Below are 13,764 nucleotides of genomic sequence, written 5' to 3' on the forward strand. Positions count from 1 at the left end.
TAAATGGATTTTTTTCAGAAAAAGACGGATGGGACACCAAAGCATGCCCCATCCGCTACTGCTTTTTCACTTATTTTGATGCATTTTGCTCCTGACCATTTTCTACTTCCCACATTTTTTCTAAAAAAGGTTGCCCTTTAATTAATTTACGGCACAAATCTTCATGTCTTGGACTCCAGCCTTGTTTCACACCCTCATACAAAGCTTCCCAAACCTGCTCTTCCTCCATAAATCGGATATAAGGGTAGCGCTTAGGGTCCCATTCTGTTAACCAATATCGCAGTTCTTCCAAGTTATTAGTAGTTTTCAGTTGATCTAATGCCATCATCAGTAATTGTTTTAATTGCCGTTCTCTTCTTGTCAGACCAAAAATTAACTCAGGTGGCATCGAAAGCATATGATATTCCTTTTTATAATGTTTAGCATCATATTTAAACGATTGTACCTTGGCATTTTTGATCATATCATAAACGAGCTGTTCCTGCCTTGGTATTAAGCGACTTTTACGAACAGGAATCTTATAACCAATAGTATCGAATGCCAATATGTCATTTCCGTCTGTAACTATACTAGCAAAATCCAATACAGTTCTTTCCTGACCTTTTCGCATATACGCCCGTTTATAAATTGTATCAAGTAGGGACTTTGGTAATTCTTGCATATCATTTTCAATGTAGAAAAACAATTCCTTTGTTATGTATAGCAATGGCACTTGGTCGAGTAATTCGATACCGTCTTCTTTACGCCATTCTTGAAAATAACAAACATTATAACCATTTTCTTCACCTTCAAACCAATTCACCCAAACATCATGCATATACAACATAAAACAACCCTCACTTTTCAAACTGAACTTAACATACATTATGACCATCCTTTAAAAAAATATTCTATGTATCCTTCGATAATTTACCAATTTGTTGTAAAGAATTAACTCCTCTCAGCAATTTCTTAATACGAATGGTCACATGTTCTATAGCCAAAATAAAGTTGTTTTTAACATGATTTAGTAAATTTAAGAGGTATTTACTTCTCTTTATTAGTAGGTAATTGGCTTAATGAAATACTCATGAGGATAAAACCGACAATAAGAAAGTAGCATTCCACTCGACTGACAATAAAACTGAAATACTCCCCCCATGAAAGACCTGCCGGAAGAAAATTCATATAGCCAATAATGGTTACTCCCCCCATCACTGAGAAGCCAAAACCAATTAGAAACAAAAATACATAGCCCATTTTATTCTCCCTACCTTGTCCACTTTTTAATAGACTATGCTTGTCCAGATAAATAAATGAAATTTAATTATAAAGAAAAGTCTTTTAAGGTACACAACCATCAATATATTAACTACGTTTCTGCATTAAAACTCTTTTCAATATCAAGTGAACTATGAAGTGAAACTTCATTCAGTATTGACTTTCCTTGAAGTAACAAAGGATAAAAAACCTAAATATTCTGATAAAGGTTTTTTTGCTGCGTGAATGCTTAATCCAAAGTCTTTCTCGTCCTTGAAAAATCGCGATGTGTCGCTGTCGCAGTTTTCCTTGTCCTTGAAAAAGAAAAGCACTTTTTCTGCGTGCGATGTGTCGCTGTCGCAGTTTTCCTTGTCCTGTAATCTGAACGAATCTGGATAGATACCCTTCCTCTCATAACGTTCGCAAAAAAATAATTAGGCGACATGTGAACCGATGTTGACAGATCGTAGTCGAAATTACAAGCTTGCTACAACTTGAGCACATAAGTTAGTCGAAGTTACACTTGGCTTGTCGCCAAGTCTTTATGGCGAAAGCTGTAGTTTTTCTTATACTATAAAGTGAAACTTCATTCAGTAGGAGTTTTCTTCCCTCTCCTACTGAATGCTAGTGGAACCAATCGGGCATTTAGGGGCCGTTTTCTCCCACTTTGACTCTTTGGTCTTGAAGTGGGAATCTTACGGCACCTTACATGCGGGATAAACCCTAAAATTTTTTGCTTTCGTATAGTGCAAAAAAATATCCACCATGTAGAACCGGATTTAATTTATAACAAAAAAGCCGTCTATGTTGGTACTGTATCCCAGAAGTGAGAGTAAAAAATCTAACTTCTGGGGTAACCCACCGTTTAGCACGACTTTTTTAATATAACGGAACTATTGATACTTCTTAAACACCAGGGCAACGTTATGCCCGCCAAATCCAAGTGAATTACTAAGCACTACGTCTACATCCTGTTCTCTTGCTTTATTAGGTACATAATCTAAATCACAGTCCGGATCTGGTGTCTCATAATTAATAGTTGGAGGAATCATTCCTTCGACAATCGTTTTTACAGAAATAACAGATTCTACTCCACCAGCTGCACCTAACAAATGACCGGTCATTGATTTTGTTGATGAAATCGCAACATGTTTGGCATGCTCTCCTAAAACAGATTTAATGGCGATGGTTTCATATTTATCATTTAAATTGGTACTTGTTCCATGTGCATTAATATAATTTACTTCAGTCGGAGCAACAGATGCATCATTCAAAGCCTCTTGCATAGCCCGGGCAGCCCCCTCACCACTTTCGGCCGGGGCAGTGATGTGATAGGCATCGCCTGTAGCGCCGTAGCCGACAATTTCTGCATAAATCTTCGCATTCCGCGCCAAGGCAGATTCGAGTTCTTCTAAGACTAATATTCCACAGCCTTCTCCCATAACAAAACCATCCCGATTTTTATCAAACGGACGGCTTGCTTTTTTAGGATCTTCATTTACTGAAAGTGCCTTTGCTGATGAAAACCCTGCAAAAGCCATATTTGATATTGGTGCTTCAGTTCCTCCAGTAATGATTGCATCCGCATCTCCACGTTGAACTGCTCGAAAAGCATCACCAATAGAGCTCGCTCCAGAAGCACAAGCTGTTACAGTACAAGAATTAATCCCTTTAGCCCCTAATTGAATCGATACTTGACCTGCAGCCATGTCTGGAATCATCATTGGTACAAAAAATGGACTAACTCGTTTTGGGCCTTTCTCCAAAAGTTTCTTATGCTGATCCTCCCATGTTTGCATACCGCCAATTCCGCAGCCAATCCACACACCTACACGATTACGGTTGTTATCGTTGATTGGTAAATCTGCATCTTCCACAGCCATCTTTGCTGCTATAACTGCATATTGAGTAAATAAATCCATTTTACGTGCATCTTTTCTTTCAATATACGGAGAAGGGTCAAAATCTTTTATTTCTGCAGCTGCCTTAGCAGGAAACAACTCTTTATCTACTTTTGTAACAAAATCAATCCCTGTTTTCCCTGCAATAAGGTTTTCCCACATATCATTTACATTATTTCCAACTGGTGTAACGGCGCCAAGTCCTGTTATTACCACTCTTCTTTGTTTCATATGGTTTTCCTCCTAGTTCCATACAATTATCTTCCCCATCGTATTGCTAAGGCCCCCCATGTTAAACCGCCGCCAAAGCCTACTAACACAATCAAATCATTGTCTTTTATTTTACCATCTCTGACAGATTCCGACAAAGCAATAGGTATAGATGCCGCTGAATTATTTCCATATTTTTTAATGGTTTTTGCCATTTTATCATCGGAAATGCCAAGTCTTTGTCTAGCTGCTTCCATAATTCTTATATTTGCTTGATGAGGTATTAAATAATCTACATCTTCTTCTTTATACCCTGCATCCTTAATAACATTCACTGAAGATTCCGGCATTTGTCTTACTGCAAATTTAAACACTTCACGACCATTCATAAAAATATGGCCTGTTTCTTTATCTTGATATAGTTCCTTCCCACCAGCTCCATTTGCGCCTAGTTCAAAGGAAAGGATTCCTTTTCCTTCTGAAACTTGTCCCAATACCGCAGCTCCTGCTCCATCGCCAAATAATACACATGTACCGCGATCAGACCAATTCGTTATTTTTGATAGTTTTTCAACCCCAACAACGAGCACATGCTTATACGCTTTTGTTTCAATAAATTGTTTAGCTGTTACCATTCCATACATAAAACCTGCACAAGCAGCACCGATATCCATTCCAGCTGCGTTAGTGGCGCCTAAACGATCCTGTATTATACATGCAACAGAGGGAAACGGTGTATCTGGTGTTACAGTTGCAACCAATATTAAATCAATATCCTCTGGTTTCAGCTCCGCATCCTTAATTGCATTTTTTGCAGCTAATAAAGCCATATCGGATGTGTCCATGTCATCTTCTGCAATTCTTCTTTCTTCTATTCCAGTTCGTGAGCGAATCCATTGATCATTTGTATCTACTATCTTCTCCAGATCGTGATTGGTTACAACCTTCTCAGGAACATAGTGACCTAGGCCTAAAACACCAACGTCCATTTTTCCATCTCCTTAAAAACTCAAATTATTATCTATTATTATTACTTGGTACTAATTTTAAAGTATAACATAGATTTTTGCAAGCTAAAGAAGACTAGACAACTCTGTTGAGAAATCCAGCCAATCTCTTTATATTCATCAATCGCAGCTTGTACTTCTGCTTAAAACTACACTAGAACTTTTAAATTAAATGGAGTTAAAGAAACTGCTCCATCTTGAAAATCAAAAGTCTAGCATCATTAAACTTATAAAAGTAAACATCGGTTTACCCTATCTATAAAACCAAATTTTAAAATAGTTGGACTTCATACGCATCAACATTTTTGTTGGTGATAACAACATTACTTAGGATGAAGATTAGTTGTTACAAATTAGGTAATTATCTTTCAACGAATTATTAAATCAATCCTTGTTTCGAAATAAACAATAATGTCGGATTACTTGTTCAAGCTTATCTTTATTAGGTTTATTGTCCCGAATTTGTAGTATCTTTTCAAGTTGATTTTTCTTAATAACTGTTAATTTCTTATAATCATCATCTGTCTCTAACCAATCCATTAAACTTTTTACAAAATCTTTAATATAAATAGCATGTTCAAGAAAATGAGTAGATGAAAACGGGATAAAATGTTGATTCATATACATACCTTTTTCTGTCATCGGCATCCATTCGCCAAACAAAAGTGGTAACTCGATAAATAAATCAGTGGCTCGTATTTTTTCAGGTTGTTTGTAATCAAGTACAATGGAATAATCAGAGGATACAGCTGATGGAACTTCCATCTGACCGATTTGAATAATTAAATTATACCGATTATCCCTTTTATGTGAATAAAATATAAAATTACTATTTCGCCCAAAGAATAAAGAAAGCGACTCATCTTCCTTATCATTCAAAAGACCTTCTACTTCCATTCCGTTTTCAAGCAAATAATTAACGACATGAAATCCAATCCAGTGATTACAATTAACAACTAAAATCGTCATGCAATTCCTCCCACTATCCCGTATTCTTTCCTTTTACAATTAGACAGGAAAATAAACTGCTACATCTGAAGTACTATTTTTTAATAAAATACAAGTAATGCTTTTTTTTTATACTACGTTTTGGTAAACTATTAAGAGATATTTGGTGTATAATGGTTATAGACATAGTAAAAAAATGAGGTGTTTTCATGCGATACATTGTTACGATCATATGGTCATGTTTAATTGGTGGTGTCGTATCCTATGTACTGTCGAGTATGGGTAGTGAACCGTTTAGTCTTGAAGGTACTGTTGCTTTAACTGCTGTGTTTTTTATCGCGATTGCTGTTTTAGGTGACGGTATTTTAAAAAATGATAACTCACACAGTTAATCAAATGTAACCACTACTTATTCTGATATGCATAGCTTTTATCTATTATATTTCTGTTTGCATGTCGAATCGTATTATTAGTTATGTGTAGTTAAACTAGCCTATTTTTATACAAAATTTCAAGCTTTACTATACATGTAGCTAGAACCCTTGCCTTTCTTCTTTTAGAGCAGGCAAGGGTTTCCATTTGAATTCAGTTTTAGTACCATGGTAAAACACTGATTGCAGTTAAGCCTGCTAAGGGCAGGACAAACCTATTAAATCGCTGTGGTGGATAACCATACCCATAACCTGATCCATAGTCAGGACCACCCCTATATCCAGGATCACCATATCTGGCGTAGCCGTATTGTCTATGATGCGATCCTGCTTGGTGGCGAGACAGTTGTTCATGTAATTCGATTGGTGTCGCAAGATAAACGGATTCATGATCTAAACCAGTAATAATACCGTCAATACTTGATCCATCTTCTAATTCAACTAACACGTACGCATGTATATGATCTCTACAAACATCATATATATGTTGATGATGTTGATGACTCATTTTATCTACCTCCTCACCATTCAGCGTATTCATTCGCCTATAGGTTGGTGACATGGTAGTAAAATTAATCCATAAGAAAACTGCACCAATGCTAAATAATTATTGCATTGGGCAGTAACATCATTCTATATGGACATAAACAATTAAAACATATCGTATTAACTATTTTAGTTGAAAATTATACTTTGCTAACGTATAAAAACGGAAACACATTATTTTACAAGCAGTATAGCCCTATTAGTAATACGTAAGCAATAAAACCAATTGTAAGAAAGACCGTTTTTTCATGCTCGGTTTTCTTGCTCTTTCTACCCTTTAGTCTCGGATCTTATCAGGAAAGTCATTTTAACCTAGTCTTGGATACAAATTTTAAAAAGTATTGATGTAAATAGCAGGAGGATTTTTATGGAGAACTTAACAGAACTTGGTATTTTATTAAAATATTTGATATTAGGTTTATTTCAAGGGTTTACAGAACCAATTCCTATCTCGTCAAGTGGCCACTTAGTCATGCTAAGACATATTTTTAATCTTCAAGATCAGTTAGCAGGACTATCTTTTGAAATTCTTGTCAACACAGGCTCTTTAATAGCAGTATTAATCGTTTTTCGCAAGGATCTTATTCGTTTAACACAAAACGGTTTACGTTACATATTACAAAAAGATAGAGATGCTGAAGCAACAGCTGATTTTCAATTTATTATATTTTTAATTATCGCCACGATTCCTACTGGAGTATTGGGTTTTTTACTTGAAGATTATATTAGTGAAAAATTGAGTCAACCAGTTATTGTAGGTTACACATTATTAATTACTGGGGCAGCATTATGGGTTATTCGAAATATTCATGGAAAAAAGAATGATGGAGACTTAACCGTAAAAGATGCGTTGATTGTTGGCGCAGCACAGGCTGTCTCTCTTATACCGGGAATTAGCCGCTCAGGCGCAACTATTGTTGCTGCTATGCTTGTCGGAATGAAGCGGGAAACTGCTTTTCGTTTTTCGTTTTTATTATACATCCCGGTTAGTCTTGGAGTTTCAATATTAGGTTTTAGTGATATTATTAGTGATGATAAATTCAATACGTTAATGATTCCGTATGTGATTGCATTTCTTGCAGCAATTATCGCTTCTTATTTTGCCTTAAAATGGTTTGCGAATATCATGGCTAAAGGAAATTTAAAATATTTTAGCATTTATTGTTTTATTGTTGGTATCCTTGCGATTATTTTTTTATAACATAAATGTTTTCATAATAATTTTACCAATGGACTTTATTCAGGGAACGCTTTTAAACAAGGTTTAAAAGCGTAACGTCCTTAAAAAAGCTGTTATGAATTGCCAACGAAGTTTCCTTGTCTTTAAACTTCTTTTTCTGATCAGTGGCTTTACCTTGTCCTTGAAAAATCGCGACACCTATTTAAACAGTCTCTCTAATCCTGTCACAGGGTATAGGTATTGTATCTTCCACTTAAACCGCTTCGTATTCCTAAGCGATTAAAGTGGGAGTCTTATGGCACTATAGACGTCAGATGAAAATTGTTACTAAAGGCTTATTACGCTTTTACATAACGATTCCAGACTAAAAAAAGAAGCATCCACCATAAAAGTGAATGCTTCTTTTTTTAATCTGGAATACCTAATGCAATTTTTGCATAACGTGACATTTTATCTTTGCCCCAAGGAGGATCCCATACAATATTTACTTCTGTCTCTTTTACTTCTGGTATATCGGCTAAGGCATGTTTGATATCCTGCTCAATATGACCAGCAAGAGGACAGCCCATTGCAGTAAGTGTCATTGTAACCTTACATAAGCCCTCATCGTTTAGTTCCACGTCATATATTAAACCTAAATTGACAATATCTATGCCTAATTCAGGATCAATAACATTTTCTAAAGCACCCCAAAGGTTTTCTTTAAGAGCTTCATCCATCCTTTATACCTCCTCTGCTCTGTTTTATTACTACTATTTAAACATATTTCCAACAAAAATCAAAGAAAATTTGGATGTTCGACAAGCCTTTAGTACCAACGATTATGTAGTTAAACTGATGCATAAAAATGCAAGAAAATTTCTCCGTCAAATTAACTGCTGCCGCTAAAAATTTATCCTTTTTTACGTATAAAGAAACTGACACGCCTCGGAGTTGGCAACTACGCTTAATCGTAAAAAGGAAAGCTTTTAGAACATTGAAATATTCTTCTATCATTCATGTCTAAAACTCGACTCAAACAATTATAATTGTTTAGTAAACCATTTTACAGTCTCTAGTGTAGCATAGCGTCCAACTTTATGCCCGCGATTAGCTTCCGATAAAAACTTAAAATTTAACGGATTCGAATAAAGTGATTCATTCTGTTTATAAAATGTATACGTATGCTCAAATGGAATAACTTCATCGGCTTTCCCGTGCCAAAGTAAAAGTGGACGTTCTTTTAATTTTTCTGGTTGCTTAGAAAGGTCGTAATGTGTTAAATGCTCATATAAACGATTTATTTCTTTTTCTGTTCTCGGTAACTTTCCATTTTTTTGTTGGAAATGATCGACCAATGCTTTGGCATAGTCAGTAAGCTTTGGAGTACCCATTAATACTGCAGCTGTCTTGATCCAATCATATTGGGTAAGTGCTGCTGAGGTAGTAATTCCGCCCATGCTCGTCCCAGCAACACCAAACCGTTCATCTAAAAGCAGGTTCGATTCATCGACATAATCTTTGATATCTTCTAATTCCTTCACATTTTGCAGCACAATTTCCCAAAAAAAAGTTTGTCTTTTTGCTGGAGAAATTTTGCCTTCTCTAGCGCCATGGTATAAACTATCTGGTAAAATAACCCGATAACCACGCTTAGCAAGTAAAAAAGCAAGTGGAAGATTATGCTCTTTCGCACTAGTAAAACCATGAAAATAGGTGATAACTGGTAATGGTTTGCCTTTATTATCTTCATCTACAACGATTAAACTAGGAATGGTGTTAATATCTTTTTCGTAAATTCCGATCATCTAAATATCCCCTTAATGTACATATTCATCATGACTTTCATTTTACTATCGGAAAAAGTTGCAATCAACTTTTACAAATAAAATTTTACTTTACATCTATATGTTTCAATTATACACTATGGAAGACGAGGTGAGTAATTATGCAAACAAACAGACATTTAATTGCTTTAGACTTGGATGGAACGTTGTTAACAGATAAAAAAGAAATTAGTGCACAAACTAAACAAATCGTATTAAAGGCAATCGAGGAGGGTCATATCGTTGTCATTGCAACTGGTAGACCGCATCGTGCCAGCATTGGTTATTATGAAAATCTTGGATTGACCACGCCTATGGTTAATTTTAACGGGGCATTAATTCATCATCCAAAAGATAGGAAATGGGATGCACTGCATAGCCCGATGCCAATTCGAACTGCACATAAAATAATTGGAGCTTGCTATGACCTTCATGTGCGCAATATATTAGCTGAAGTTATGGATGAAGTGTATCTAGATCAATATGATCAAGCTATTATCGATATCTTTCATATAACTAAAGATGATCCGCCATTTACGATTGGAAGTCTTCGTAATAAGCTCACGGAAGATCCTACATCCATTCTTATACATCCTGATGAAGAACATATATCAACACTAAGGAGACATCTAGATGATTACCATGCAGACCTTATTGAACATCGCAAATGGGGAGCGCCGTGGAATATTATCGAAATTGTTCGTAAAGGAATGAATAAAGCAGTTGGCTTACAAAAAATAGCCCATTATTTCCATATACCACAAGAACGAATTATAGCTTTTGGAGATGAAGACAACGACTTGGAAATGATCGATTATGCTGGCGTTGGCGTAGCGATGGGCAATGCAATTGATGAGTTAAAATCCATTAGTAACTATGTTACCAGATCCAATGAAGAAAATGGAATTGCGTTTTTTCTAAAGGAATATTTAAAATTAGAAGTCGAAGTGGGATAATCACCAGCAATTTCCTACTATAAAAAACAGTAATATAAGCCAAACTAAAGGCGAGCGCATCAGAGCGCTCCCTTTTTACTTTCAGAGCATGCTAAAAAGTGATGATCATCACCATTCCAAATATGTTGGCATAACAGCTTGTCACGAATGCATCATGATGATTTCAGTAAGTACATCTTCTTATGTACAAGGAGGAAATATCGTGAATAAAGTGAGTAAATCAAAGCGTTTTGGCCAACAGAGCGCGGATTCTGTTAAAAAACATGATGACCGTTTTCCGTACCGAAGCACATTTTCTGATTCGATACGAAAAAAAACAGAAGCAGATAACCACACTGTAGGAGGTTTTTAGGTTGGAAAACAACAATCAAAATTTATTTCAACAAGCTAAAAACGCTGTTATGAACTTGATGAATCAACAAAATAATTCATCAAGTGCACAGGATAAACAGGCTGCACAAAATGCTATTCAAGCTGCCTATAATGAAGCGACTCCTGAAGAGAAGCAACAGTTACAGCAGCTGGAGAATCAGTTAAAACAGCAAAATCAATTACAGTAACCTCTGCATTTTGATTGTATGGTAAATTCCTAATCATTCTTAATGGATGTAACTGGTTTTACTGATGACGATCTAAATGGCTCACATCATATGATGTGAGCCATTTTTAATGACTAAAGTTTACATTCATAATGATAGCAAAATACTTTTTAATCTAGCTTATTTCTGCTAAGATGGACATAACTATGATTTAGGAGGGATGTCCGAGTGGGAGTCAGAGCCGAAGCCACCCCAAATCCAAATGCAATGAAATTTACTACAGACAAATTAATTTTTGAGGGAACAAACAGTATTTCCGTAATGCCCGGTGATACGAGTGAATACGATATTTTAAATGAATTGATGCAAGTGGAAGGTGTAGATAACGTTTTTGGTTATCAAAACTTTATTACGGTTAATAAAAAATTTGATGTTGAATGGGATATATTAACGCCAAAAGTAATAAAAGTGTTTGAAAACCATGGATATTGAAATTATTGTTAGTAAAAAGGAAAAGTGCCATGTATAAACATGGCCTTTTTTACTTTCTAGAGAAATTATATCCATTTCTACATGTTGATAAACTTTTTTGCAGTAGCATTGTCTCAACGCTCAAGCTGTAGTAAACTTCACTCTTCTTCGATATTATTACCCATTTTTTACATCGACGGGAAAATGATTTTGAGTAATTCAACCATTATCATCATTTTTTCCATACATAGTAATGATAGAAGGCTCTTCAGCTGTAAAGGTTTCTTTTGGTGATTGGATTTTAATCGTAAATCCCTTCCAATCTGCTGCTTGATCATTTAAAACTGCTTGCATCTCTTCTGTTATTGGTTTACCTTCATGCTCAGAGCCTGTAAAACACATCTATATCTGTAGCCTTTGCTTCACTAATTAGAGCAAATTCACCATTTCTAACTTCCATATTTATGTTGCGAAAACTAACCGCTGAACTACGTTTGACTACTGATTTTTTTAGTTACTTTTTGCTCATTTTCATCCTGAACACTACAACTAATAATACTTAAGTACCTCATTTCTTTTGAGATGTTAGTCCCTACGGAAAAATCCGAAAACGCCGGCTGTTTGTACAATATTCGTAAATGCATTCGGATCAACTTCTTTAATAATCTTTTCTAAATCATATAGCTCATAGCGGGTTATTACCAAGTACATCATATGTTTATCTGTTTTCGTATAAGCTCCTTGGGCAGGTAAAATCGTAATTCCACGAACCATTTTCTTATGAATGGCAGCTTGCAACTCATCTGCTTTATGGGTAATAATCATAGCCGTAACTTTTTCATGACGTGTATGAAGCGTATCAATCACACGAGTCGTTACATATAACGTTAGTAATGTATATAGTGCATTTTCCGGCTCGTAAAGCAATCCTGCTAACGTAATAATAACAGCATTAAGCATTAAAAAATACGTTCCAATCGGCTTATCATTTATCTTAGAAAGTACCATGGCAATAATATCCATTCCTCCAGTAGAAGCACCCACCTTTAAGGTTAATCCAATGCCTACCCCACCGATAACACCGCCAAATACAGCATTTAAAATAATATCTTGAGATATTTCAGTAATTGGAATTATTTCTAAAAATATCGTTGTAAATAAAACAGAAATAACACTATATATTGTAAAACCTTTTCCTACTTTAAACCAGCCTAGAATTACTACAGGAATATTGAATATTGCTAGCAAAATCCCTGTACTTACACCTATACCAATAAAATCATTAAATACACTTGATACTAACTGTGCAGCACCGGTAAACCCGCTGGCATAAACATTTGCACCTATCAGGAAAAAGTTTAGGGATATTGCATTAAGGATCGCACCAAAGATGACAATCGCAATTCGTTTTGTTTCAAAAATGAACATGATTACCTCCTAACCCCATTCTCGATTAATTTTTCTCATAAAACGAATGGATAAGCGCTCTAAATTTATTGAAAATCAGCAACTGTTTTTTTAATATTTTCAAAATTATACTTCGCTTTTTTTGACTAACTTTATCAATCGCTTTAAACTAATAAGAGAGACTACTAAAAGAAATGTAGGTGAAAACATGGGAATTAAAATTCTTGCAGATTCAGCTTGTGACTTAACAACAAATTATTATAACGAATTTGACATAGAAATGGTACCATTAACCGTTCATCTTGATGATAAGAATTATGAAGATGGAAAAACGATCCATCCTAAAACAGTTTATGATGCTATGCGTGAAGGGAAAACCCCGAAAACATCACAAGTTACGCCGAATACCTTTCAATCGATTTTTACATCGTATGCAAAAGCAAATCAGCCTTTACTTTACTTTTCCTTTTCCTCCCAATTATCTGGGACATACCAAACAGCAAAAATGATGGAGCAGGAAGTAAAGGAAACATACCCGGAAGCACCTATTCATGTGATTGATACCAAATGTGCTTCTTTAGGTTACGGACTAGTCGTCCTGCACGCAGCAAAGCTTGCCAAACAAGGAAAATCAGTTAATGCGATTATTGAATCTACTAAAACATGCGCTAAAAATATGGAGCATATTTTCACAGTTGATAATTTAGAGTATCTTTATCGTGGTGGGCGTGTCAGCCGAACAGCTGCATTTGTTGGTACCCTGCTAAAAATCAAACCAATTTTACATGTAGAAGATGGAAAGTTAATCCCTTTGGAAAAAATACGTGGTTCTAAAAAATTATTCCATCGAATGCTGGAAATTATGGAAGAACGTGGCGAAAATATATCCTCACAAACGATTGCTATTTCCCATGGAGATGATGTAGAGCGTGCAGAGCAGCTTGCAGCAATGATAAAAGAGAAATTTAATGTGAAGGAGATTATTATCGAAATGGTCGGTTCTGCTATTGGGGCACACTCCGGTCCGGGTACTATTGCTCTTTTCTTTTTAAATAATACAGACTTTGAACGCCCGTAACAATTATAAACATTCGTGAAGTTTCTGCCATAGCGGTCCTGCTTCC

At 35.5% G+C, this 13,764-nt stretch carries 17 protein-coding genes; 7 read left to right on the forward strand and 10 right to left on the reverse strand.

All coding sequences use genetic code 11. The features are described from left to right. Window positions 1-70 precede the first annotated feature (70 nt). The 5 genes from BN1066_RS01725 to BN1066_RS01745 all read right to left on the reverse strand — a co-directional run bounded on the left by BN1066_RS01725 (window position 71) and on the right by BN1066_RS01745 (window position 5,326). Window positions 71-826: a YjbA family protein gene (locus tag BN1066_RS01725; protein WP_077317970.1), complete on the reverse strand. Its 756-nt coding sequence runs from the start codon at window positions 824-826 to the stop codon at window positions 71-73. A gap of 200 nt (window positions 827-1,026) precedes the next feature. Next, window positions 1,027-1,239, reverse strand: a complete 213-nt coding sequence (locus BN1066_RS01730) for a YuzI family membrane protein (protein WP_077317800.1) — start codon at window positions 1,237-1,239, stop codon at window positions 1,027-1,029. 893 nt (window positions 1,240-2,132) lie between these two features. After that, on the reverse strand, window positions 2,133-3,371 hold the full coding sequence (fabF, locus tag BN1066_RS01735) for a beta-ketoacyl-ACP synthase II (protein WP_077317801.1): 1,239 nt from the start codon (window positions 3,369-3,371) through the stop codon (window positions 2,133-2,135). A 26-nt stretch (window positions 3,372-3,397) separates the two neighbouring features. Then, complete coding sequence (locus BN1066_RS01740; protein WP_077317802.1) at window positions 3,398-4,339, reverse strand: beta-ketoacyl-ACP synthase III; 942 nt, start codon at window positions 4,337-4,339, stop codon at window positions 3,398-3,400. Window positions 4,340-4,741: 402 nt separating this feature from the next. Continuing rightward, a complete protein-coding gene (locus BN1066_RS01745; protein WP_077317803.1) occupies window positions 4,742-5,326 on the reverse strand; it encodes a hypothetical protein in 585 nt (194 codons plus the stop codon). A gap of 188 nt (window positions 5,327-5,514) precedes the next feature. On the opposite strand from BN1066_RS01745, the gene BN1066_RS01750 reads away from it, so the two are divergent. Next, the gene (locus BN1066_RS01750; RefSeq protein WP_077317804.1) at window positions 5,515-5,697 is read left to right on the forward strand and encodes a DUF2929 family protein; all 183 of its coding nucleotides are present in this window, start codon (window positions 5,515-5,517) and stop codon (window positions 5,695-5,697) included. Between the two features lie 199 nt (window positions 5,698-5,896). Here the strand turns inward: BN1066_RS01750 and BN1066_RS01755 are convergent, their stop codons facing one another. After that, window positions 5,897-6,244 (reverse strand): hypothetical protein, encoded by a 348-nt coding sequence (locus BN1066_RS01755; protein ID WP_077317805.1) that lies wholly within the window; start codon window positions 6,242-6,244, stop codon window positions 5,897-5,899. A 405-nt stretch (window positions 6,245-6,649) separates the two neighbouring features. Here BN1066_RS01755 and BN1066_RS01760 point away from each other — a divergent pair, with 405 nt between their 5' ends. After that, window positions 6,650-7,483, forward strand: coding sequence for an undecaprenyl-diphosphate phosphatase (locus tag BN1066_RS01760; protein ID WP_077317806.1), 834 nt, complete (start codon window positions 6,650-6,652; stop codon window positions 7,481-7,483). 386 nt (window positions 7,484-7,869) lie between these two features. Here BN1066_RS01760 and BN1066_RS01765 read toward each other — a convergent pair whose 3' ends face one another. Next, window positions 7,870-8,181, reverse strand: coding sequence for a metal-sulfur cluster assembly factor (locus BN1066_RS01765; RefSeq protein ID WP_077317807.1), 312 nt, complete (start codon window positions 8,179-8,181; stop codon window positions 7,870-7,872). A 303-nt stretch (window positions 8,182-8,484) separates the two neighbouring features. Further along, the gene (locus BN1066_RS01770) at window positions 8,485-9,249 is read right to left on the reverse strand and encodes an alpha/beta fold hydrolase (RefSeq protein WP_077317808.1); all 765 of its coding nucleotides are present in this window, start codon (window positions 9,247-9,249) and stop codon (window positions 8,485-8,487) included. A 140-nt stretch (window positions 9,250-9,389) separates the two neighbouring features. Between BN1066_RS01770 and BN1066_RS01775 the strand changes: the two genes are divergently transcribed. From BN1066_RS01775 to BN1066_RS01785, 4 genes are all read left to right on the forward strand, one after another. Continuing rightward, window positions 9,390-10,223, forward strand: a complete 834-nt coding sequence (locus tag BN1066_RS01775; RefSeq protein ID WP_179104263.1) for a Cof-type HAD-IIB family hydrolase — start codon at window positions 9,390-9,392, stop codon at window positions 10,221-10,223. 202 nt (window positions 10,224-10,425) lie between these two features. Next, window positions 10,426-10,575 carry a hypothetical protein gene (locus tag BN1066_RS20070; RefSeq protein ID WP_179104264.1) on the forward strand — a complete coding sequence of 50 codons (150 nt, stop codon included), beginning with the start codon at window positions 10,426-10,428 and terminating at the stop codon, window positions 10,573-10,575. Window position 10,576: 1 nt separating this feature from the next. Continuing rightward, a complete protein-coding gene (locus BN1066_RS01780; protein WP_077317810.1) occupies window positions 10,577-10,783 on the forward strand; it encodes a DUF3813 family protein in 207 nt (68 codons plus the stop codon). Window positions 10,784-10,990: 207 nt separating this feature from the next. Continuing rightward, window positions 10,991-11,254: a NifU N-terminal domain-containing protein gene (locus BN1066_RS01785; RefSeq protein ID WP_077317811.1), complete on the forward strand. Its 264-nt coding sequence runs from the start codon at window positions 10,991-10,993 to the stop codon at window positions 11,252-11,254. A gap of 198 nt (window positions 11,255-11,452) precedes the next feature. On the opposite strand, the gene BN1066_RS01790 is transcribed toward BN1066_RS01785, so the two are convergent. Further along, window positions 11,453-11,635 (reverse strand): hypothetical protein, encoded by a 183-nt coding sequence (locus BN1066_RS01790; protein WP_077317812.1) that lies wholly within the window; start codon window positions 11,633-11,635, stop codon window positions 11,453-11,455. A 183-nt stretch (window positions 11,636-11,818) separates the two neighbouring features. After that, on the reverse strand, window positions 11,819-12,661 hold the full coding sequence (locus tag BN1066_RS01795; RefSeq protein WP_077317813.1) for a YitT family protein: 843 nt from the start codon (window positions 12,659-12,661) through the stop codon (window positions 11,819-11,821). Between the two features lie 187 nt (window positions 12,662-12,848). Between BN1066_RS01795 and BN1066_RS01800 the strand changes: the two genes are divergently transcribed. Beyond that, complete coding sequence (locus tag BN1066_RS01800; protein ID WP_077317814.1) at window positions 12,849-13,718, forward strand: DegV family protein; 870 nt, start codon at window positions 12,849-12,851, stop codon at window positions 13,716-13,718. Window positions 13,719-13,764 lie beyond the last annotated feature (46 nt).

This window comes from Virgibacillus proomii (assembly GCF_900162615.1).
Lineage (GTDB): Bacteria > Bacillota > Bacilli > Bacillales > Amphibacillaceae > Virgibacillus > Virgibacillus proomii.

Coding starts and splice junctions, on each gene's coding strand:
- BN1066_RS01775 (WP_179104263.1), top strand. CDS start 9,390: ATGCAAACAAACAGACATTTAATTGCTTTAGACTTGGATGGAACGTTG.
- BN1066_RS01740 (WP_077317802.1), bottom strand. CDS start 4,339: ATGGACGTTGGTGTTTTAGGCCTAGGTCACTATGTTCCTGAGAAGGTT.
- BN1066_RS01790 (WP_077317812.1), bottom strand. CDS start 11,635: ATGTGTTTTACAGGCTCTGAGCATGAAGGTAAACCAATAACAGAAGAG.
- BN1066_RS01725 (WP_077317970.1), bottom strand. CDS start 826: ATGTTGTATATGCATGATGTTTGGGTGAATTGGTTTGAAGGTGAAGAA.
- BN1066_RS01795 (WP_077317813.1), bottom strand. CDS start 12,661: ATGTTCATTTTTGAAACAAAACGAATTGCGATTGTCATCTTTGGTGCG.
- BN1066_RS01750 (WP_077317804.1), top strand. CDS start 5,515: ATGCGATACATTGTTACGATCATATGGTCATGTTTAATTGGTGGTGTC.
- BN1066_RS01755 (WP_077317805.1), bottom strand. CDS start 6,244: ATGAGTCATCAACATCATCAACATATATATGATGTTTGTAGAGATCAT.
- fabF (WP_077317801.1), bottom strand. CDS start 3,371: ATGAAACAAAGAAGAGTGGTAATAACAGGACTTGGCGCCGTTACACCA.
- BN1066_RS01765 (WP_077317807.1), bottom strand. CDS start 8,181: ATGGATGAAGCTCTTAAAGAAAACCTTTGGGGTGCTTTAGAAAATGTT.
- BN1066_RS01745 (WP_077317803.1), bottom strand. CDS start 5,326: ATGACGATTTTAGTTGTTAATTGTAATCACTGGATTGGATTTCATGTC.
- BN1066_RS01730 (WP_077317800.1), bottom strand. CDS start 1,239: ATGGGCTATGTATTTTTGTTTCTAATTGGTTTTGGCTTCTCAGTGATG.
- BN1066_RS01800 (WP_077317814.1), top strand. CDS start 12,849: ATGGGAATTAAAATTCTTGCAGATTCAGCTTGTGACTTAACAACAAAT.
- BN1066_RS01770 (WP_077317808.1), bottom strand. CDS start 9,249: ATGATCGGAATTTACGAAAAAGATATTAACACCATTCCTAGTTTAATC.
- BN1066_RS01760 (WP_077317806.1), top strand. CDS start 6,650: ATGGAGAACTTAACAGAACTTGGTATTTTATTAAAATATTTGATATTA.